Raw genomic sequence first — 19387 nt, forward strand, 5'->3', positions numbered from 1 at the left:
CGGGCGTCCAATGGAGATGCCACCGGAAAGCGCGGTGCGAGGCACTGAAGGGACGTGGAGACAATGGCCGCGACGATCGAGCGAACCACCGCCAGGACCGACGCGCCGGTGGCGGAGACCCGCCACACCGCCGAGACCCCCCGGGAGCGGGCCGCCCGGTACGTCTTCGGCGGCATCCGGATCGCCCTCGGGTGGACCTTCGTCTGGGCCTTCCTCGACAAGGTCTTCGGCCTGGGATTCGCCACCGAGGCGAAGAACGCCTGGATCAACGGCGGCAGCCCCACCAAGGGCTTCCTCAGCTTCGGCGCGGCCGGCCCGTTCGCGGGCTTCTACAAGAGCATCGCCGGAGCCCCCTGGGCCGACGTGCTCTTCATGATCGGCCTGGCCGCGATCGGCGTCGCACTGATGCTCGGCATCGGGATGCGCGTCGCCGCCGTCGCCGGCGCGGTGCTCTACGTGATGATGTGGACGGTGGTCCTGCCCCCCGAGACCAACCCCTTCATGGACGAGCACCTGCTCCACGCGGCACTGCTGATCGGTCTCGCGCTGGTCAACGCCGGCGCCACCCTCGGCCTGGGCGGGATCTGGGCGAAGCTCCCCATCGTGCGGCGGTTCCCCTGGCTGCGGTGACCTGAGCACGGCAGTTCCCCTCGGCGGGCGTCACCACCGGTGACGCCCGCCTCGACGTGCCCGCGGCGCGCGGGCGCTCCGCCGCCCCGGCCCCGCGCGGCCACCGCTGCGGGCGGGTGGGGGGTGCCGGCGCGTCCACGCCGCCGATGCCCCTGTGCCCGGCCGCCGGTCGCTCGCCGGGACCGCCCCGCACCGGCCGGGGGCCATCGGGCAGGATCTCGGGTGAGGACATCAGGACCGAAACGGCAGGAGAATCCCGAAATGAACCAGGCAGCAGGGGCCCGCCCGGGCAAGCCCGAGGTGGGTCCGATCGAGGGCGCGCCGCCCGCCGATCTCGTCATCGAGGACATCACCGTCGGCGAGGGGCCGCAGGCCCAGCCGGGTCAGCTCGCGAGCGTCCACTACGTGGGGGTGGCGCACTCCACCGGCCGCGAGTTCGACTCCTCGTGGGACCGGGACGAAGCGTTCGACTTCCCGCTCGGCGGCGGGCAGGTCATCTCCGGCTGGGACCAGGGCGTCGTGGGCATGCGGGTCGGCGGCCGCCGGCGGCTGACCATCCCCCCGCACCTGGGCTACGGCGCTCGCGGCGCCGCCGGCGTCATCAAGCCGGGCGAGACCCTGATCTTCGTCGTCGACCTGCTCGGCGTGCGCTGAGGCGGACGCCGGACGTGAACGCGGACGGCACGCGGCTGGATGACGGGCCGGTGGGCTCAGACCCCGGGGGTCAGCAGGGCACCAGCTCACGCTCGGGGCACGCGTCCAGGATCGGGATGACCCGGTGCAGGCCCGTCGCCCGCAGCACCCGCTCGACCACCGGGTCGGGGCGCAGCAGCACCAACTCCCCACCCCTGGCGCGCACGCGCAGGTGCGCGGCGACCAGCGCCCGCACGCCGGCGGCGGAGAGCAGGCTGACGCCGGCGAGATCGAGCCGGAGCACGGGTCGTGCCGGAGCGGCCCAGAGCGCGGAGCGGAGCGTGGCGACAGTGGCGATGTCGATCTCGCCGGTGGCCCGCACCTCCACCACGTGGTCGGCCACGGTGGTTTCCACGTGGAGTCGGTCGTCGCGCTGTCGCATACGACGAACCTATCCCCCACCACCGACATTTCCGCCCTGCTCAGGGACGGGATCCGGGTACGCCCAGGGTCATCCCCGGGACCCGCCGGGTCCGCCTCAGGGATGACCCGCCGAGCGCCGGCGGGCCGCCGTGGTACGGGCGAACGCAGCCGACGCGCGGCGCGGGCCGGCCCGCGCGACGGCGGACCGGCCCGATGTGCGTACGGCGCAGTCAGCCGCCGCCCGCGGAGGGGACCGGCGCCGGCGAGCCTCCGGCCACCGCCCCCGGATGCGGCACGGCCGACGGCGACGGCCGCAACCCGGCCGGCACGGGCAGCGCGCTGCCCTTGGCGAACTCGTCCCAGCCGACGTTCCAGGCCGTCCAGCCGTTGCCCTCGTTCAACGGCACCTCGGTGCCCTTGACCGTGACCAGGTCGCCGACCTGGGTGACCCCCATCAGCCAGTCCGCGGCGGCGGCGGAGACGTTGGTGCAGCCGTGCGAGACGTTGACGCTGCCCTGGTCGCCTTCCGACCATGGTGCGCCGTGGATGAACTCGCCGCCCCAGGTCAGCCGCTGGGCGTCCTCGACGTCGACCACGTAGGGGTCGGCCGAACCCCGGGTGTCGAACGTCGTCTGCTGGTGCTTCTCCATCACCACCATCTTGCCGCTGGAGGTCGGCGTGCTCGGCTTGCCGAGGCTGACCGGGATCCTGCGGACGACCTTGCCGTCGCGCAGCACCGACATCTGCTTGGTCGCGTTGTCGATCTCCAGGGCCACCTGCCGGCCGATCTTGGAGGTGGCGGTGTGGTCGGAGTCGCCGACCTGGTCCTTGCCGATCGGCAGGCCCTCCAGCCCGGCCCGGACGCTGATGGTGGTGCCCGGCCGCCAGAAGTCGGGGGCCCGGTAATAGACCTGGCTGCCGTCGGACACCCACGACCAGGCGCCCGGCTGCGGCGGGTCCGTCTTCACGAACAAACGGCGTTGGACCTCGTCCCTGGCCTCTTTCGGAATGGGCGGGTCGAACGCCACGGTCACCGGCATGGCGGTGCCGTACGTCTGGTTACCGGCGAAGTACAACGTGCTGGTGACCGCCGGCTTCGTCGGTTTCGGCATCGTGGTGAAGGTGGTCTTCCTGGTGGTCGTCGTCCCCGAGTCGCCCGTGGCGGTCACCTCCGCCGTGTAGGTGCTGCGCGGCTTCAGGGCCTTCGTCGGCACCCAGCCCGAGCCGTCCTCCCGGGGCTCCGCCTGGACCTGCGTGCCCTTGTCGTCCGTGAGCCGCACGGCGGTGATCTTCCCGTTCCTGACCGTCGTGCCCACCTCGGCGGTGAGCGGTACCTCGCGGGCTCGGTCGGCGGGCGTCACGGCCAACTCGGGGGCCGCCGCCCGCCCCTCGGCCGGTCGGGCACCCGCCTTGCGGTCGGCGGTGCACCCGCCGAGGGCCAACGGCGTGGCCGCGATGGTCACGGCCAGCACCGTCAGTCGCCGCCTCAACTTCATGATGCGCCCCCCCGTTAATTGGTGTCCCTCAGCCACATTCTCTCCATGCCGCACCGGATGGGCGCGCAATTCGGCCGAATCGTGAAAGCAATTACGGGAGGCATTCGCCGCACTGCGTAAAATGGGGCCGCTCGCCCCGGGCTGCGAATCCCCGTCGGGATCGTCCGGGGCGCCGCCGCCGATCCCCGGCATCCCGGCGAGTCCCGGTTGCGCCGCGCCGGGCGGTTCACCGGCCCGCCGCCCGATGTGCGGCACGGAAATCACCCGGAGCGCGTTCCCTGCCCCCACCCCGGAAAACGCCGCTTCCCGCCTCAGCCCGATCGTCAAGGTGCCGCCGCGCGGACGACCGGAAGCGCCGGTCGCGGCAAGGTTCCGACCGTGCACGCGTCGCGTACGACGACCGCGACGGTCCCCGGCGCCGCCGGGGACCGTCGCGGTCCGGGCTCAGACGTGGGCGATCAGCAGCGCCGGCCGCTCCACGCAGTCGGCGACGTGCCGCAGGAAGCCGCCGGCCACCCCGCCGTCGCAGACCCGGTGGTCGAAGGTCAGGCTGAGCTGGGTCACCTTGCGCACCGCGAGCTGCCCGTCCACCACCCAGGGCTTGTCCACGATCCGCCCCACCCCGAGCAGCGCGGCCTCGGGGTGGTTGATGATCGGGGTGGAGCCGTCGACGCCGAATACGCCGTAGTTGTTGAGGGTGAACGTGCCGCCGGTCAGCCGCGCCGGGGGCAGCGTGCCGGCCCGGGCGGCCGTGGTGGTGGCGGTCAGCTCGGCGGCCAACTCGGCCGTGCTGAGCCGCTGCGCGTCGCGCAGCACCGGCACGACCAGCCCCCGGTCGGTCTGCGCGGCGATGCCCAGGTGCACACCGGCGTACTGGACGATCCGCTGGCCCTCCGCGTCGACCCGGGCATTGAGCTGCGGATACCGGCGCAGCCCGGACAGGCAGATCCGGGCCAGCAGGGCCAGGATGCTCACCGGCGCGTGCGGGGTCGCCGCGTTGATCGCCGCGCGGGTCTCCAGCAGCCCCGTGGCGTCCACGTCCACCCAGATGGTCACCTCGGGGATCTCCCGCCGGCTGCGGGAGAGCTTGTCGGCGATCACCTTGCGGATGCCGGTCAGCGGGACGACCATGTCCTGCGCCTCGGCGGCCGTCGTCGACACGGGTTCGTCCGGCACCGCGGCGAGGCGCGCGGCCGGCGTCGGCACCCGGGCCGCGGCGGCCTCCACGTCCGCCCGGCGCACCACGCCGCCGGGGCCGGTGCCGCGCAGGGTGGCCAGGTCGAGGCCGTGTTCGCGGGCCAGCCGGCGCACGATCGGCGAGATGACCAGGGGCGCCGCCGCGCCGTACGGCCGGTCGGCCCCGTGCACCGGGGTGGATCCGGGTGGGGCGGGTTCGGGTGCGGCCACGAGGCGGGGCCGCCGGCGGCGGCGGCCCGGACCGCCGTGGCCGGTGCCGTACCCGATGAGGACGTTGCCCGAGCCGGCGCGTTCCTCCTCGCGGTAGGTGGCGTGCCCGGCGGGCCCGTCGTCGGTCAGCGGCGCGATGGTGATCAGTGGCTGACCGACCGGGCGGGTCTCGCCCGCCGCGCCGTGCAGCGCCACGACCCGCCCGGCGTACGGGCAGGGCACGTCGACGACCGCCTTGGCGGTCTCCACCTCCACGACGCTCTGGTCCACCGTGACCACGTCACCCACGGCGACCCGCCACTCGACGATCTCGGCCTCGCTGAGGCCCTCGCCCAGGTCGGGTAGGAGGAAGACCTGCGCGGTGTCCACCGTGGTCACGCCGCGCTCCCCCGGCTCAGCCAGCGCCCGTCGGGCTGGTCGTCCCACTGCAACCGGGCCACCGTGTCGAGGATCCGGTCCACCGACGGCAGGTGGGTGTGCTCCAGCATCGGCGCCGGGTACGGGATGTCCAGCCCGGACACCCGCAGCACCGGGGCGTGCAGGGCGTGGAAGCAGCGCTCCTGCACCCGGGCGGCGATCTCCGCGCCGACCCCGGCGAAGCCCTGCGCCTCCTGGATCACCACGCACCGGCCGGTACGCCGGACCGAGGCGGTGACGGTCTCGTCGTCGAACGGCACGATGCTTCGCACGTCCACGACCTCCAGGTCCCAGCCGTCCTCGCGGGCGGCCTCGGCGGCCTCCAGGGCGACCGGCACCGCCGGCCCGTACGCCACCAGGGTGGCGTCGCGGCCGGGGCGGCGCACGACCGCCCGGCCGATCGGCGCGGCGGTGGCCGACAGGTCCGCCTCGGCGCTGGAGAAGTAGAGCTTCTTCGGCTCCATGAACACGACCGGGTCGGGGTCGTCGATCGCCTGGCGCAGCAGGCCGTACGCGTCCTGCACCGTCGCCGGGGTGACGACCTTCAGGCCGGGGGTGTGCGCGTAGTACGCCTCGCTGGAGTCGCAGTGGTGCTCGACGCCGCCGATGCCGCCGGCGTAGGGCACCCGGATCACGATCGGCACGCTGAGGGCGCCCCGGGTGCGGTTGCGCAGCTTCGCCACGTGCGAGGCGATCTGCTCGAACGCCGGGTACGCGAACGCGTCGAACTGCATCTCGACCACCGGGCGCAGCCCGGACATGGCCATGCCGACGGCGAAGCCGACGATGCCGGCCTCGGCGAGCGGGGTGTCGAAGCAGCGCTTGTCGCCGAAGCGGGCCTGCAGGCCGTCGGTGATCCGGAAGACGCCGCCGAGCGCCCCGACGTCCTCGCCGAAGACGACCACCCGCTCGTCGTCGAGCATCGCGTCGGCGAGCGCGGCGTTGAGCGCCTTCGCCATGGTCAGGGTGGCCATCAGCGTTCACCCTCCTCGTCCTGGGCGGCGGCCAGCTCGGCGCGGACCTGCTCGCGCTGCTCGACGAGCTGGGGGGTGGGCTCGGCGTAGACGTGCTCGAACAGGCTCATCGGGTCGACCGTGGGCTGCGTGTTCATCCGGGTGCGCAGGTCGGCGGCGTACGCCTCGGCCTCGTCGGCGAGCGCGGCGACGCCCGCGTCGTCGAGCGCGCCGCGGGCGCGCAGGTAGGTCTCCAGCCGGGCCAGCGGGTCCCGGTCACGCCAGGCGTCGACCTCGGCGCCGTCGCGGTAGCGGGTGGCGTCGTCGGCGTTGGTGTGCGGCTCCATCCGGTAGGTGTGCGCCTCGACCAGGAACGGGCCCTTGCCCGCCCGGGCGTGTGCCACCGCCCGGGTGAGCACGGCGAGCACGGCGACCGGGTCGTTGCCGTCGACCTGTTCGCTGGGTACGCCGTAGCCGACGCCCTTGTACGCCAGCGACGGTGCGGCGGTCTGCCGGGACAGCGGCACGCTGATCGCGTACTTGTTGTTCTGCACGAAGTAGACGACCGGGGCCTTGAACACGGCGGCGAAGTTGACGCCTTCGTGGAAGTCGCCCTCGCTGGTCGCCCCGTCGCCGACGAACGCCAGCGCGACGGTGTCCCGCCCCTGGTACGCCTCGCCGTAGGCCAACCCGGCGGCGTGCACGCACTGGGTCGCCAGCGGGGTGCACTGCGGGGCGGTGCGCCGGGCCGCGGGGTCGTAGCCGCAGTGCCAGTCCCCGCGCAGCAGGGTCAGCACCTCGACCGGGTCGATGCCCCGCGAGACGAGGGCCATCGACTCCCGGTAGGTCGGGAAGACCCAGTCCGTGTCGCGCAGGGCGAGCACGGCGCCGACCTGGCAGGCCTCCTGCCCCCGCGAGGACGGGTAGACCGCCAGCCGCCCCTGCTTGGTCAGGGCGGTGGCCTGGCTGTCGAAGCGGCGGCCGACGACCATCCGCCGGTGCAGCTCGACGAGCGCCGCGACGGGCGGCTCGGGGTAGTCGGCGGGGGCGGGCAGCGGCGTGCCGGTGGGGTCGAGCAGGCGGACGGGCGCGGCGGACGGGAGCAGCGGCGTGGCCGGGTCGGGCGGGGTGGCCTTACGGCGGCTGCGCGGGGATGCCCTGCGGACCGCCTCGGGTGTGGTCGTCACGGCGGAACCTCCTGGACGTGTGGTGGGCTTATGCTCCTGCTGTTGGATGATTGACTCAAGATCCCGGACAAACGCGGGACGGATGGCATTGGACGGGCGACGTGATGAGCCAGGAGTCCGGAGCCGCGGTGGAGCCGACGGCCGGAACGGGACGTTCGGCGCGTCCCCTGGACGAGGTGGACCGCCGGATCCTCGACGAGTTGGTCCGCGACGGCCGCACGTCGGTGCGCACCCTCGCCGAGCGGATCCACATCTCCCGCACCAACGCGTACGCGCGGATGCAGCGGCTGCTGCGCGACGGGGTGGTCACCGGCTTCCGGGCACAGGTCGCGCCCGAGGCCGCGGGGTTGGGCACCTCGGCGTACGTGGCGTTGCAGATCGAACAGAACACCTGGCGCGAGGTGTCGGCGGAGCTGGCCCGGGTCCGCTACATCGCGCACGCGGCCCTGCTCGGCGGCGACCACGACGTCCTCGCGCTGGTCCGGGCGCCGGACAACGCCACCCTGCGCGACGTGGTGCTGGGCCGGGTGCAGGGCATCGCGGGCGTGCTCTCCACCCGCACCTGGCTGGTCTTCGAGGAGTTCGACGGCGAGCGCAGCCCGTGGCAGTGAGCCGGCACCGGGCCGGCACCGGGCGGGCTCACCGCTCGGGCGGTGCGTCCAGCCCCTCCCGGTCGGCCAGTTCCAGCAGCGGTTCCAGCGAGAACCGCCGGTCGTCGAGGCCCGCGTGCGGGTCGCCGCGCTCGGCGAACCGGGCGGGCATCGTCGTCACGGTGAAGTCCTCCGGCCGGGCCGCGTCCAGCTCCGACCAGTCCAGCGGCGCGGAGACCAGCGCCGCCGGGGTGGGGCGGATCGAATACGCCGAGGCCATCGTGTGGTCCCGGGACATCTGGTTGTAGTCGACGAAGACGGGCCGGTCCCGCTGCTCCCGCCACCAGGTGGTGGTGACCACCTCCGGCAACCGGCGCTGCATCTCGCGGCCGATCGCCAGCACCGCCCGCCGGCAGTCCCCGAAGCTCCACCGGGGCTCGATGGAGAGGTAGACGTGCAGGCCGCGTCCGCCGGTGGTCTTCGGGTAGCAGGTCAGGCCCAGCTCGGCGAGGAACGCGCGTACCTCGTGGGCCACCGGCACCACCTGGTCGAAGCCCACCCCCGGCATCGGGTCCAGGTCGATGCGAAGCTGGTCGGGCCGCTCGACGTCGGTGGCGCAGACCGGCCACGGGTGGAACCGCAGCGTGCCGAGGTTGGCCGCCCAGATCACCACCGCCAGTTCGCTCGGCGCGACCTCGTCGGCCGTACGGCCGCTCGGAAAGGTGAGGTGGGCGGTGCGCACCCACTCGGGTGCCCCCGCCGGCAGCCGCTTCTGGTAGAAGGCGTCGCCCCGGTTGTCCTGCCGGGTGCCGATCCTCGCGCCGTCGAACACGCCGCGCGGCCACCGCTCCAGCATGGTCGGCCGGTCCCGCAGGGCGCGCAGGATGCCGTCGCCGACGGCGAGGAAGTAGCGCACGACGTCCAGCTTGGTCAGCCCCAGTTGCGGAAAGTACGGTTTGTCGGGGCTGGAGACGCGCACCAGCCGCCGCCCCACCTGGATCTCCTCGGCCGGCGTCGCCACGCCGTACACCGTAACCCGCCCGGGCGGCCGGCACGCCCGTCCGGGACCGTGCCCGCCCGCCCGGGCGGGTTACGGGATCACCACCGCGGCGGCTACGGTCGCGGCGGTGGAGCCGCCACGCCCGTGACGCCTCAGCGCGTCTCCCAGACCACCGGCCGCGCCTTGTGGATGGCGGAACCCCGCAGGTAGCGGTTACCGACGGACGAGCCGACCCGGCCGTAGCGCCAGATGTTGCCGTTTCCCCAGCTCCCGTTCGGGTTTGCCGTGTCGCCCGGCACCCGGATCGTCACCGGACCGCCGGGGTGGTTCCCCACGCTCTTGATCTTGCTGTTGTCGATGTAGCCCGGGGTCAGCCGGAACATGCTCGTCGCACGGTCGTCGTAGACGTTGCGCGGCGACGAGCGCGCGCCGACAACTGCCGAGCCTAACGGCGGCCCGCGCCACCCGCCCGGGGTCCGCGACACGGCCCAGGCCGGCGCCGGGGCGGGAACACCCTCGCCGCCACGCGTCCTACGGGCCACCCGATCCGCGTCGGGGTCGGCTACGGTCGGTCGACCTCGTCGCACCAGGAGAGGATCACCGACAATGGCGACGTACGCCCTGATTCCGCCCGCGGGCAGCGGGCCCTGGTACTGGCACCTGCTGGCGGAGCAGTTGCGGGATCGGGGGCACGACGTGGTGGCGGTGGACCTGCCGTGCGCCGACGACTCGGCGGGGCTGGCGGAATACGCCGACGCCGCTGTGCGGGCCATCGGGGACCGCCGGGACCTGGTCGTCGTGGCCCAGTCGTTCGGCGCGTTCACCGGCCCGCTGGTGTGCGAGCGGGTCGACGCGCGACTGCTCGTGCTGCTGACCCCGATGGTGCCCGCGCCCGGCGAGTCGCCGGGCGAGTGGTGGGGCGCCACCCGCTACGCTCAGGCCAGGCGGGCACAGGCGCAACGCGAGGGGTGGACGCCGGAGCAGGACGACGACCCCGGCGTCGTCTTCTTCCACGAACTGCCCCCGCAGCTCGTCGCGGAGGCGGCGGCGAACGCCCGGGACCAGTCGGGGACGCCGTTCGAGAAGCCGTGGCCCCTCGACGCCTGGCCGGACGTGCCGACCCGGGCGCTGCTCTGCCGGGGCGACCGCTTCTTCCCGATCGACTTCCTGCGGGAGCTGGTGGCCGACCGGTTGGGCGTCACCCCCGACGAGATGGACGGCGGGCACCCGGTGGCCCTCAGCCGGCCGCGGGAGTTGGCCGACCGGCTGGAGGAGATCCGGCGGGAGGTCTACGGTGTCGGCCGCCCCACGCCCGCGCCTGAGGTGTGACCCGGGCGCGGTTACCCGCGGCGGGCACCGGGTAGGGGTTGCCCCATGGGGGAACTGGCGACGCTCTGGATCGTCCGGCACGGCGAGAGCACGGCGAACGTGGCTGCCACGGCCGCCGAGGCGGCCGGCGTTGAGCTGATCGACCTGTCGCACCGCGACGCCGACGTGCCGTTGAGTCCGACCGGCCAGGAGCAGGCGCGGGCCACCGCCCGATGGCTGGGCGACCTGCCCGAGGCCCGCCGGCCCGACGTCGCCGTGGTGTCGCCGTACCTGCGGGCCGTGCAGACCGCCGAGCTGGCCCTGGCCGGCACCGGGATCGCGGTCTCCCGCGACGAGCGGCTGCGCGACCGGGAGCTGGGCATCCTGGACGGGCTGACCGGGCACGGGGTGCGCCGGCGGCATCCGGAGGAGGCAGCGCGCCGCGACCGGCTCGGCAAGTTCTACTACCGGCCGCCGGGCGGGGAGTCCTGGACCGACGTGGCGCTGCGCCTGCGCACCCTCCTCGGTGACCTGCGCCGTGACCACGAGGGCCAGCGCGTGCTGCTGTTCGGCCACGACGCCCTGGTCTTCCTGACCCGTTACCTGGTGGAGGGGCTCACCGAGGAACAGCTCATGGCGCTGACCCGCGAGCACGTCATCGCCAACTGCTCGATCACCGGCTGGTCCGCCGGGACGGACGGCACGCTGACCCCGGACGTGTTCAACGACGTCGGGCACCTGCGCGCGCAGGGTGCCCGGCCGACGAGGGAGGACGAGATCCATGCCGAACCGGTCTGACACCCGGGTGATCACCCCCGGGCTGCTGCGGGACTGGGCGCTGCCCGTGCCGACCGGCGGCAAGGAGGCCCGGGGCACCGTGCTGGTGGTCGGCGGGTCCCGGTTCACCCCCGGCGCGGTGCTGCTCGCCGGGGTGGCCGCCCTGCGGGCCGGGGCCGGCGTGCTCCAGCTCGCCGCCGCCGAGTCCACCGCCGCCGCGCTGAGCATCCAGGTGCCCGAGGCACTGGTGGTGGGGCTGCCGGAGACCGCCGACGGCGCGATCGCGGGCCGGCCGGGCGAGCTGCTGGGCGACCTGGTGGCGGAGGCGGACGTGGTGGCCGTCGGCCCCGGCCTCAAGGACATCGACGAGACCGACCGCCTGCTGCGCCTGGTGCTCGACACGGCCGGTCCGCGCACGGCGCTGGTGCTCGACGCGTACGCCCTGGGGGCCCTCAGCCACGCCCCGAAGCTGCTGGTCGGCTCCGGACGGGCGGTGGTGCTCACGCCCAACCTCACCGAGGCCCGGCACCTGCTCGGCCGGGACCCGGGCGACGACCTCGACGCCGAGGCCATCGAGCTGGCCGGTCGCTACGACGCGGTGGTCTCGCTCTACGGGCACATCGCCACCCCCGACGGCCGCAGCTGGCGGGAGGAGAGCGGCGACGCCGGCCTGGGCACCTCCGGCAGCGGGGACGTGCGGGCCGGGCTGCTGGCCGGGCTGCTGTCGCGGGGCGCGGAGCCGGCACAGGCCACCTGCTGGGCGGCGTTCGCCCACGCGGTGAGCGGCCAGCGGCTGGTCCCCCGGTACGGCCGGATCGGGTTCCTCGCCCGGGAGTTGCTCGACGAGATCCCGCACACCCTGGCGACTGTCTGACACGTCCCGGCCCGGTCGGGCCGACGCGTGTAACGCGACGCGGCCCCGCGGCGCTGGTTCCTGTGGAAGGCGTGCGTCCCGCGCGCCTCCCGCCGGCTGCTCCCCGCCCGGGGGCGCAACCGGCTGGAGACAGCCCCTGGGAGTCTGTGTGAAGAAGCTCCATCGCAAGACACTGGCTGCCGCGTCCGCCGTGACGCTCGGCGTCGGCCTCGCCGTCACCGGCGGGCTGGCCCCGGCGGCGTCGGCCGCCGGCCCGGACACCACGTTCCTGGTGCTCGCCCCGCAGGGTGCCAGGACCGACAAGGCGGCCGCCCGCGTGGCCGCCGCCAACGGCACCGTGGTGGCCAGCTACGACCAGATCGGCGTGCTCGTCGTCCGGTCGACCAACCCCGCCTTCGTCACGGACGTGGCGGGCGCGGGCGTCGACTCGGTGGCGTCCACGGCCGGCCTGGGCACCGCCCTCGAGGAGGGCGAGACCCTGGAGGTCCCGGCGGCGGAGGCGGCCAACCCGACCGCCGACCCGGCCGGGGAGCCCCTCTTCGGTCAGCAGTGGGACATGCCGATGATCGACGTCCCGCAGGCCCACGCCGTCAACGCCGGCCGCGCCGACGTGGTGGTCGGCGTGCTGGACAGCGGCATCTCCTCCAGCCACCCCGACCTGGCCGGCCAGATCGCCAGGAACAAGAGCACGTCCTGCATCGGCGGCGTCTCCGACACCGCCGAGTCCGCCTGGAACCCGACCACCTCCGACCACGGCACCCACGTGGCCGGCACCATCGCCGCCGCCGTCAACGGCGTCGGGGTGGCAGGTGTCGCTCCGGGCGTCAAGGTGGCCGCCGTGAAGGTGGTCAACGACGACGGCTACATCTTCCCGGAGGCCGCGGTCTGCGGGTTCATGTGGGCCGCCGAGCAGGGCATGCGGGTGACCAACAACAGCTACTACATCGACCCGTGGGAGCTCAACTGCCGCAACGACGCGCGCCAGCGTCCGGTGTGGAAGGCGATCCAGCGGGCGCTGCGTTACTCGCAGAGCAGGGGCGTGCTGCACGTGGCGTCGGCGGGCAACTCGAACTTCGACCTCGCCCACAAGGTCACCGACACGGGCAGCCCGAACAACGGGACCCCCGAGGAGCGCGAGAACCTCACCAACGCCTGTCTCGTCCTGCCGGGCGAGGCGCCGGGCGTGGTGACGGTGTCGGCGGTCGGCCCGACCGGGCAGAAGAGCTACTACTCCTCGTACGGTCAGGGCGTGGTCGAGGTGACGGCGCCGGGTGGCGACACCCGCTTCCGGACCCGGGGCGCCAGCTCGACCCTCACCGACGGCATCCTCTCCACCACCTACAACACCACCACGAGGACCGACGGCTGGGGCTACAAGCAGGGCACCTCGATGTCCTCGCCGCACGCCGCCGGCGTGGCCGCCCTGGCCGTCTCGGCGCACCCGGGCATGACCTCCGGTCAGCTGTCGGCCTTCCTGGGCAACACCGCCGAGGCGATCGCGTGCCCCGGCGGCGTCTACAACCCGGTGCCGCTGATCGCGGCCGGCCCGAACGCCTACGACGCGACCTGCTCCGGCGGCAAGCGCAACGGCTTCTACGGCGCCGGCATGGTCAACGCGTACAACGTGGTCCGGTAACGGCGCCACCCCCGGTGGGGCCCGGCGGATTCCCGCCGGGCCCCACCCGTTTTCCCTGCTCACACCGGGGGTACGGGAGGGGCGTCAGTCGAGTCGAGGAGGTCAACGGTGTCCACCGATGCCATCGTCGTGTTGAAAGAGGACCACAAGGAGATGCGCCGCCTGTTCAAGGCGTTCCAGGAGGCCGAGGAGGGTCCGGCGGCGCGACGGCAGAAGCTGGTGAACGAGATCCTGGAGGCCCTCACGGTGCACACCTACCTGGAGAACGAGGTGATGTACCCCGAGGTCCGCAAGCTCCTGCCCGACCTCGAGGACGACATCCTCGAGTCGTACGAGGAGCACCACGTCGCCGACGTGCTCTGCGCGGAGCTGTTCACCATGGACGCCACCGACGAGCGCTTCAACGCCAAGACCACGGTGCTGATCGAGAACGTCCTGCACCATGTCGAGGAGGAGGAGCAGGAGTGGTTTCCCAAGGTGCGCGAGGCGCTCGGCCGTAAGCAGCTCCAGGAGATCGGCGAGCGGATGATCGCCCTGCGGGCGGACGCGCCACGCAAGCCGACCGACCCCAAGGCGATCAAGAAGTCGCTGGACGCCGTGACGGCCTGAGGCGGACGGCATCGCACGGGCCCCGGTGCTCCGGGGCCCGTCGTCACGCCGGGGGTGCGGGCAGGATCCGCCGCAGCGCCGGGGGCTTGGCCCGGGGCTGCCACTCCCGGGGATAGCCCACCGAGACCTCCTCGAAGCGCACCCCGTCGTGCCAGGTCGTGCGGGGAATGTGCAGGTGGCCGTAGACCACCGCGGCGGCGTCGAAGCGCAGGTGCCAGTCGGCGGTGGACTCGGTGCCGCACCACTGGGCGAAGATCGGGTAGCGCAGCACCCGGGTCGGCTCGCGCAGCAGCGGCCAGTGGTTGACCAGCACCGTCGGCATGTCCGGCTCCCGTTCGGCGAGCCGGCGGGCGGTCTCGGCGACGCGCGCCGCGCACCACGCCGACCGGCTCGGGTACGGGTCGGGGTGCAGCAGGAACTCGTCGGTGCACACGATCCCCGTGCGGTACGCCTCGGCCAGCGCCGCCTCGGGGGTGTCGAACCCGTCGGGGCGCCAGCTGTGGTCGTAGAGCAGGAACAGCGGCGCCACCAGCACCGGGCCGCCCACCCCCCGCCACACCGGGTACGGGTCCTCCGGGGTCAGCACGCCCAGCCGCCGGCAGGCGTCGACCAGGTAGGCGTAGCGAGCTGCCCCACGCAGGGTCACCGGGTCGGCCGGCGGGGTCCACAACTCGTGGTTGCCCGGCGCCCACACCACCTTCGCGAAGCGGCTCGCCAGCAGGCCGAGCGCCCACTCGACGTCGGCCACGGTGTCGCCCACGTCCCCGGCGACCAGCAGCCAGTCCTGCGGCGAGCCGGGGCGTAGCCCCTGCACCACCTCCCGGTTTCCCTGGTGACTGACGTGCAGGTCACTGATGGCGAGCAGGCTGCCGCCCTCGCCGTCCTCCCCCGCCATGCCGCTGATCCTATGCAGCCGCGCACCGCGCCGCGAGCCCCACCCCGCCGGAGTCCGCACCACGGGCCGGCGCGACTGCCGAGGTGGGCCGGAGGCCGCCGCCGGAGACCCGGTAGGATCAGCACGGGCCGTGACTGGCGCGTGGGGATGGACAACCATCGGGAAGCGGTCCCGTCATGAGGACGCATGCCGAGCGCCTGGGCCTTCCGCACGTCACTGGAGGTCGCATGTCGTCGCCGAACGCCGAATCCACCGCCTTCCGCAGCGCCCTCGAGGTGATCCGCGCCGTCGAGCCTCGGGTCGCCGACGCCATCGGCGCCGAACTCGCCGACCAGCGCGAGTCGCTCAAGCTCATCGCCAGCGAGAACTACGCCTCCCCCGCGACCCTGCTGACCATGGGCAACTGGTTCAGCGACAAGTACGCCGAGGGCACCGTGGGCCGCCGCTTCTACGCGGGCTGCCAGAACGTCGACACGGTCGAGGCGCTCGCCGCCGAGCACGCCCGGGAGCTCTTCGGCGCCGCCCACGCCTACGTGCAGCCGCACTCGGGCATCGACGCCAACCTGGTGGCGTTCTGGGCGATCCTGGCCGACCGGGTGGAGTCGCCCGCGCTGCGCAGGGCGCAGGTGCGGCAGGTCAACGACCTCACCGAGGCCGACTGGTTCGCGCTGCGCCGGGAGCTGGGCAACCAGCGGATGCTCGGCATGTCGTTGGACGCCGGCGGCCACCTCACCCACGGGTTCCGGCCGAACATCTCCGGCAAGATGTTCGACCAGCGCAGCTACGGCACCGACCCGGTCACCGGCCTCATCGACTACGACCGGGTCGCCGAGGCGGCCCGCGAGTTCAAGCCGCTGATCCTGGTCGCCGGATACTCGGCGTACCCGCGGAAGGTCAACTTCCGGATCATGCGGGAGATCGCCGACTCCGTCGGCGCGACGTTCATGGTCGACATGGCGCACTTCGCCGGGCTGGTCGCCGGCCGGGTCTTCACCGGCGACTTCGACCCGGTGCCGCACGCGCACATCGTCACCACCACCACGCACAAGTCCCTGCGCGGCCCGCGCGGCGGCATGGTGCTCTGCCAGCCCGAGCTGGCCGACCAGGTCGACCGGGGCTGCCCGATGGTGCTCGGCGGCCCGCTGCCGCACGTGATGGCCGCCAAGGCGGTCGCCCTCGCCGAGGCGCGACGCCCCGACTTCGCCGACTACGCGCAGCGCGTCGTCGACAACGCGCAGGCGCTCGCCGAGGGTCTGCTGCGCCGCGGCGGCACGCTGGTCACCGGGGGCACCGACAACCACCTGGTGCTGATCGACGTCTCCGGCTACGGGCTCACGGGCCGGCAGGCCGAGCAGGCGCTGCTCGACTCGGGCATCGTCACCAACCGCAACTCGGTGCCGCAGGACCCGAACGGCGCCTGGTACACCTCGGGCATCCGGGTCGGCACCCCCGCGCTGACCAGCCGAGGGCTGGGCGTGGCGCAGATGGACGAGACCGCCGAACTGATCCACACCGTGCTCAGCCAGACCAAGCCGGGCGCGAACCCGGACGGCACACCGTCGAAGGCCAAGTACGTCCTCGATCCGGCCGTGGCCGGTCGGGTCGGCAAGCAGGCCAGTGACCTGCTGACCGGCTTCCCGCTCTACCCGGGCGTCGACCTCGGCTGAGCCCGACACCGCGACGCCCCCGCCCGGCCCGCCGGGTGGGGGCGTCGGCGTCCGGCCCGGCCCGCCGATGACCGGCCGGGGCTCAGGCGACGGGCCGCTTCAGGTGGTAGCGGTGCACCTCGGTGCTGCCCTGGACGTTGTTGACGTCCTCGGCCGCGGAGACCAGCTCCCACCCCTCCCGGCCGGCCCGGTTGAGGTGCGCGATCGCCGTGTCGCCGTACGCGGTGATGTCGCGGCGCGACCCGTCCGGGCCGTACCAGATGAAGCTGACGTGGAAGTTGCGGCCCTGCCCCTGATAGCGGCGGACCAGCAAGGCGTATTCCCAGGCGACCATGGCGTCCATTATGGGCGTCCACGCAGGACTACGGAACATGGCAGTCGCGCATTGCCGCGCGGTGAACGCGCTGTGTCATCTGACGCCGGTGCTCGCCGCCCGTCGGGCCGTCTCGTCGGCGACCAGCGCGACCAGCCGGTCCAGCCCCAGGTCGATCTGTTCCGGGGTGACCGCGCTGACCGACAGCCGCAGCGCGTCGACCGGTGCGGTGCCGTCGTAGAAGTGCGCCATCGGCGTCCAGAGCAGCCCGTACTCGCGGGCGGAGCGGTGCAGCAACACGTCGTCGACGGTGAACGGCACGGTGACCACGACGAAGAACCCGCCGGCCGGGGCTTTCCACCGCACCGGCGAGGTGTCCGCCGGGAACCGCCGGGCCAGGCCGTCGAGCAGGTGGCGCAGGTTACGGGCGTACGCGGCCCGTTCCCGGACGGTGGCCGCCACGAGGCTGCACCCGTGCGCCAGCAGTGCGCCGCCGATCACGGCCTGGGCGATCGCGGAGGTGTTCACCGTGACCATGCTCTTGATCCTGGCGAGCTGGTCGGCGAGCAGGCTCACCGATCCGTCCGCGCCGGCCACCCGCTGGTCGGCCACCACGTAGCCCACCCGCGCGCCGGGCAGCACCGTCTTGGCGAACGAGCCCAGGTAGACCACCCGCCGCGCGGTGTCCAGCGCCTTGAGGGTGGGCAGCCGCCCGGCGTCCCCGGCGGGAAACAGGCCGTACGGGTTGTCCTCCAGCAGCAGCAGGTCCTCCTCGGCCGCCAGGTCGAGCAGCCGTCGCCGGTCGGCCAACCCCATGCTCACGCCGGACGGGTTGGCGAAGTCCGGCATCACGTAGCAGGCGCGCGGGCGCAGTCCCGCCGACCGGGCGCGGCGCACCTGCTCGCGCAGGTCGGCCAGGTCGACCCCGGCCGGGCCGCCCGCCACCGGCAGCACCGGCAGGTCCAGCAGCCGGGCGGCGCCGGTCAGCCCCACGTACGTCGGGGCGAGGGCGAGCAGCACGTCACGCGGGTCGGCGCGCAGCGCCCGAAGCACCAGGAACATCGCCTCCTGGCAGCCGACGGTCACCACGATCGCCTCCGGGTCGACCGTGACGCCCTCGTCGACGACGAGGTGACGGGCGACGAGGTGGTGCACGATGCCCTTGGTGCGCCCGTACTGGAACAGGGTCCGGTGCACCTGCGTGGGGCTCTGCCCGAGGTCGTCGACCAGGTGCCGGCGGAACGTCTCCAGGTGCCGGTGCGGCGCCGCGACGTCGAAGAACTCCTCGTACGGCCGGCCGGCCGCCAGCGACACCGCCTCCGGGTAGTGCTGGGCCACCTCGTTGAGGAAGTTCATCGAGTTCAGCGTCGGGTCGTCGACCGCCGGATGCAGGTCGGCGACGTGCAGGTCCGCCGGGTCGGCCACCGCTCAGTCCTCCCGCAGCACGCGCAGCTCGCCGGCGGCGAGCGGGTCGGCGCAGCCGGCCAGCGCCAGGGCGTCGCGGAACTCGCCGTTCAGCAGCGCCAGCGCCGTCCGCGCCCCGGCCCGGCCGCCGGCGGCGAGCGCCCACAGCAGGGGCCGACCCACCAGCACCCCCCGCGCGCCGAGGGCGAGCGCGCGCAGCACGTCGAAGCCGTCGCGTACGCCGCTGTCCAGCAGCACCTCGCACCGGTCGCCCACCGCCGACACCACCTCCGGCAGCACGGTGGCGGTGGCCGGCGCCCCGTCGAGCTGCCGCCCACCGTGGTTGGAGACCACCACGGCGTCCGCGCCGGCGGCCACCGCCAGCTCCGCGTCGCGCGGGTCGAGGACGCCCTTGACCACCAGCGGCAGGGTGGAACGCCCGCGTAGCCACTCCAGGTCGGCCCAGGTCAGCGCGGGCGCGAAGACCTCGCCGGTGTGCGCGGCGACGGCGCAGACACCGGGGGTGGCGGTGTGCGCGAGGGTGTCCCGGCCGGCGGGCAGGTTGGCCGCCACCACGTGCGGCGGGATGACGAACGCGTTGCGCACGTTGCGCCGGCGTGGGCCGAGGATCGGCACGTCCACGGTGACGGTCAGCGCCGTGCAACCCGCCGCGTGCGCCCGGTCCAGCAGGTCGGCGACGAGGCCCCGGTCGCGCAGCCAGTAGAGCTGGAACCAGAGCGTCGCGCCGGTCTGCGCGAGCTGCTCGATCGGCACGCTGCTCAGGGTGCTGACCAGGTACGGCACCCCGGCGGCCCCCGCGGCGGCGGCCAGCGCCAGTTCCCCGTCGGGGTGCACCAGCCGCTGGTACGCCATCGGCGCCACGGCCACCGGCATGGCGTACGACGTGCCGAGCAGCCGCGCGTCGGTGCGGGGGGTGTGCACGCCGCGCAGCACCCGGGGCAGCACGGCCACCCGGTCCAGCGCGCGACGGTTGGCGGCGAGCGTCGTCTCGGCCCCGCTGCCGCCCTCGATGTAGTCCCACACGTCGGGCGGCAGCGCCGCCCGGGCCGGGGCGGCGAAGTCGGCCAAGGTCGACGGTTCCGGCCCCGCCGCCGCGTCCGGCACCGTCGCGTCCGTCGCCGCCGTCGCGTCCGCCGCCGTTGCCGCC

General features: G+C 73.9%; 20 protein-coding genes and 1 riboswitch. Of the genes, 9 read left to right on the top strand and 11 right to left on the bottom strand.

All coding sequences use genetic code 11. The annotated features are described in order from the left end of the window. Positions 1-54: 54 nt before the first annotated feature. Together ACQ452_RS15650 and ACQ452_RS15655 are read left to right on the top strand one after the other, a co-directional pair. Positions 55-630 (top strand): hypothetical protein, encoded by a 576-nt coding sequence (locus ACQ452_RS15650; RefSeq protein ID WP_433384840.1) that lies wholly within the window; start codon positions 55-57, stop codon positions 628-630. 261 nt (positions 631-891) lie between these two features. After that, complete coding sequence (locus tag ACQ452_RS15655; protein WP_433384843.1) at positions 892-1284, top strand: FKBP-type peptidyl-prolyl cis-trans isomerase; 393 nt, start codon at positions 892-894, stop codon at positions 1282-1284. 70 nt (positions 1285-1354) lie between these two features. Here the strand turns inward: ACQ452_RS15655 and ACQ452_RS15660 are convergent, their stop codons facing one another. From ACQ452_RS15660 to pdhA, 5 genes are all read right to left on the bottom strand, one after another. Then, entirely contained in the window at positions 1355-1705 is a 351-nt protein-coding gene (locus ACQ452_RS15660; protein WP_433384846.1) for an STAS domain-containing protein, read from the bottom strand. Positions 1706-1916: 211 nt separating this feature from the next. Next, on the bottom strand, positions 1917-3182 hold the full coding sequence (locus ACQ452_RS15665) for an Ig-like domain-containing protein (RefSeq protein ID WP_433384849.1): 1266 nt from the start codon (positions 3180-3182) through the stop codon (positions 1917-1919). Positions 3183-3626: 444 nt separating this feature from the next. Next, positions 3627-4967, bottom strand: coding sequence for a dihydrolipoamide acetyltransferase family protein (locus ACQ452_RS15670; RefSeq protein ID WP_433384852.1), 1341 nt, complete (start codon positions 4965-4967; stop codon positions 3627-3629). After that, positions 4964-5980, bottom strand: coding sequence for an alpha-ketoacid dehydrogenase subunit beta (locus tag ACQ452_RS15675; RefSeq protein ID WP_433384855.1), 1017 nt, complete (start codon positions 5978-5980; stop codon positions 4964-4966). The genes ACQ452_RS15670 and ACQ452_RS15675 overlap by 4 nt, the downstream gene beginning before the upstream one ends. Beyond that, positions 5980-7146 (bottom strand): pyruvate dehydrogenase (acetyl-transferring) E1 component subunit alpha, encoded by a 1167-nt coding sequence (gene pdhA / locus ACQ452_RS15680; protein WP_433384859.1) that lies wholly within the window; start codon positions 7144-7146, stop codon positions 5980-5982. Before pdhA ends, ACQ452_RS15675 begins: the two co-directional genes overlap by 1 nt. 104 nt (positions 7147-7250) lie before the next feature. Here pdhA and ACQ452_RS15685 point away from each other — a divergent pair, with 104 nt between their 5' ends. Further along, complete coding sequence (locus tag ACQ452_RS15685; RefSeq protein WP_433384862.1) at positions 7251-7757, top strand: Lrp/AsnC family transcriptional regulator; 507 nt, start codon at positions 7251-7253, stop codon at positions 7755-7757. A gap of 28 nt (positions 7758-7785) precedes the next feature. On the opposite strand, the gene ACQ452_RS15690 is transcribed toward ACQ452_RS15685, so the two are convergent. Both ACQ452_RS15690 and ACQ452_RS15695 read right to left on the bottom strand, forming a co-directional pair. Further along, positions 7786-8757: a DNA polymerase domain-containing protein gene (locus ACQ452_RS15690; protein ID WP_433384865.1), complete on the bottom strand. Its 972-nt coding sequence runs from the start codon at positions 8755-8757 to the stop codon at positions 7786-7788. A gap of 131 nt (positions 8758-8888) precedes the next feature. Further along, positions 8889-9119: a hypothetical protein gene (locus tag ACQ452_RS15695; RefSeq protein ID WP_433384868.1), complete on the bottom strand. Its 231-nt coding sequence runs from the start codon at positions 9117-9119 to the stop codon at positions 8889-8891. Between the two features lie 223 nt (positions 9120-9342). Here ACQ452_RS15695 and ACQ452_RS15700 point away from each other — a divergent pair, with 223 nt between their 5' ends. The 5 genes from ACQ452_RS15700 (at position 9343) to ACQ452_RS15720 (ending at position 13940) form a co-directional block, all read left to right on the top strand. Beyond that, positions 9343-10065 (top strand): alpha/beta hydrolase, encoded by a 723-nt coding sequence (locus tag ACQ452_RS15700; RefSeq protein ID WP_433384871.1) that lies wholly within the window; start codon positions 9343-9345, stop codon positions 10063-10065. A 45-nt stretch (positions 10066-10110) separates the two neighbouring features. After that, positions 10111-10842: a histidine phosphatase family protein gene (locus ACQ452_RS15705; RefSeq protein WP_433384874.1), complete on the top strand. Its 732-nt coding sequence runs from the start codon at positions 10111-10113 to the stop codon at positions 10840-10842. Next, positions 10826-11695 carry an NAD(P)H-hydrate dehydratase gene (locus tag ACQ452_RS15710; protein WP_433384877.1) on the top strand — a complete coding sequence of 290 codons (870 nt, stop codon included), beginning with the start codon at positions 10826-10828 and terminating at the stop codon, positions 11693-11695. The genes ACQ452_RS15705 and ACQ452_RS15710 overlap by 17 nt, the downstream gene beginning before the upstream one ends. A gap of 148 nt (positions 11696-11843) precedes the next feature. Further along, positions 11844-13331, top strand: coding sequence for a S8 family peptidase (locus tag ACQ452_RS15715; protein WP_433384879.1), 1488 nt, complete (start codon positions 11844-11846; stop codon positions 13329-13331). A 108-nt stretch (positions 13332-13439) separates the two neighbouring features. Beyond that, positions 13440-13940 carry a hemerythrin domain-containing protein gene (locus ACQ452_RS15720; RefSeq protein WP_433384882.1) on the top strand — a complete coding sequence of 167 codons (501 nt, stop codon included), beginning with the start codon at positions 13440-13442 and terminating at the stop codon, positions 13938-13940. Between the two features lie 43 nt (positions 13941-13983). On the opposite strand, the gene ACQ452_RS15725 is transcribed toward ACQ452_RS15720, so the two are convergent. Beyond that, entirely contained in the window at positions 13984-14835 is an 852-nt protein-coding gene (locus tag ACQ452_RS15725) for a metallophosphoesterase family protein (protein ID WP_433384885.1), read from the bottom strand. A gap of 120 nt (positions 14836-14955) precedes the next feature. After that, a riboswitch (ZMP/ZTP riboswitch) is annotated at positions 14956-15045 on the top strand. A gap of 17 nt (positions 15046-15062) precedes the next feature. On the opposite strand from ACQ452_RS15725, the gene ACQ452_RS15730 reads away from it, so the two are divergent. Next, positions 15063-16502, top strand: a complete 1440-nt coding sequence (locus ACQ452_RS15730) for a glycine hydroxymethyltransferase (RefSeq protein WP_433384888.1) — start codon at positions 15063-15065, stop codon at positions 16500-16502. A gap of 82 nt (positions 16503-16584) precedes the next feature. On the opposite strand, the gene ACQ452_RS15735 is transcribed toward ACQ452_RS15730, so the two are convergent. The 3 genes from ACQ452_RS15735 to ACQ452_RS15745 form a co-directional block, all read right to left on the bottom strand. Then, positions 16585-16845 carry a hypothetical protein gene (locus ACQ452_RS15735; protein WP_121398707.1) on the bottom strand — a complete coding sequence of 87 codons (261 nt, stop codon included), beginning with the start codon at positions 16843-16845 and terminating at the stop codon, positions 16585-16587. A gap of 66 nt (positions 16846-16911) precedes the next feature. Further along, entirely contained in the window at positions 16912-18240 is a 1329-nt protein-coding gene (locus ACQ452_RS15740; RefSeq protein WP_433384891.1) for an aminotransferase class I/II-fold pyridoxal phosphate-dependent enzyme, read from the bottom strand. A 3-nt stretch (positions 18241-18243) separates the two neighbouring features. Next, complete coding sequence (locus ACQ452_RS15745) at positions 18244-19344, bottom strand: alpha-hydroxy acid oxidase (protein ID WP_433394175.1); 1101 nt, start codon at positions 19342-19344, stop codon at positions 18244-18246. Between the last annotated feature and the right edge of the window lie 43 nt (positions 19345-19387).

The organism is Micromonospora sp. KLBMP9576 (genome assembly GCF_050941805.1).
Classification (GTDB): Bacteria; Actinomycetota; Actinomycetes; order Mycobacteriales; family Micromonosporaceae; genus Micromonospora.

What these genes read in the sequence shown, in the direction of transcription:
- ACQ452_RS15695 (WP_433384868.1), bottom strand. Translation starts at nt 9,119, where the DNA reads ATGTTCCGGCTGACCCCGGGCTACATCGACAACAGCAAGATCAAGAGC.
- ACQ452_RS15710 (WP_433384877.1), top strand. Translation starts at nt 10,826, where the DNA reads ATGCCGAACCGGTCTGACACCCGGGTGATCACCCCCGGGCTGCTGCGG.
- ACQ452_RS15705 (WP_433384874.1), top strand. Translation starts at nt 10,111, where the DNA reads ATGGGGGAACTGGCGACGCTCTGGATCGTCCGGCACGGCGAGAGCACG.
- ACQ452_RS15700 (WP_433384871.1), top strand. Translation starts at nt 9,343, where the DNA reads ATGGCGACGTACGCCCTGATTCCGCCCGCGGGCAGCGGGCCCTGGTAC.
- ACQ452_RS15655 (WP_433384843.1), top strand. Translation starts at nt 892, where the DNA reads ATGAACCAGGCAGCAGGGGCCCGCCCGGGCAAGCCCGAGGTGGGTCCG.
- ACQ452_RS15675 (WP_433384855.1), bottom strand. Translation starts at nt 5,980, where the DNA reads ATGGCCACCCTGACCATGGCGAAGGCGCTCAACGCCGCGCTCGCCGAC.
- ACQ452_RS15685 (WP_433384862.1), top strand. Translation starts at nt 7,251, where the DNA reads ATGAGCCAGGAGTCCGGAGCCGCGGTGGAGCCGACGGCCGGAACGGGA.
- ACQ452_RS15660 (WP_433384846.1), bottom strand. Translation starts at nt 1,705, where the DNA reads ATGCGACAGCGCGACGACCGACTCCACGTGGAAACCACCGTGGCCGAC.
- ACQ452_RS15665 (WP_433384849.1), bottom strand. Translation starts at nt 3,182, where the DNA reads ATGAAGTTGAGGCGGCGACTGACGGTGCTGGCCGTGACCATCGCGGCC.
- ACQ452_RS15725 (WP_433384885.1), bottom strand. Translation starts at nt 14,835, where the DNA reads ATGGCGGGGGAGGACGGCGAGGGCGGCAGCCTGCTCGCCATCAGTGAC.
- ACQ452_RS15730 (WP_433384888.1), top strand. Translation starts at nt 15,063, where the DNA reads ATGTCGTCGCCGAACGCCGAATCCACCGCCTTCCGCAGCGCCCTCGAG.
- ACQ452_RS15735 (WP_121398707.1), bottom strand. Translation starts at nt 16,845, where the DNA reads ATGGACGCCATGGTCGCCTGGGAATACGCCTTGCTGGTCCGCCGCTAT.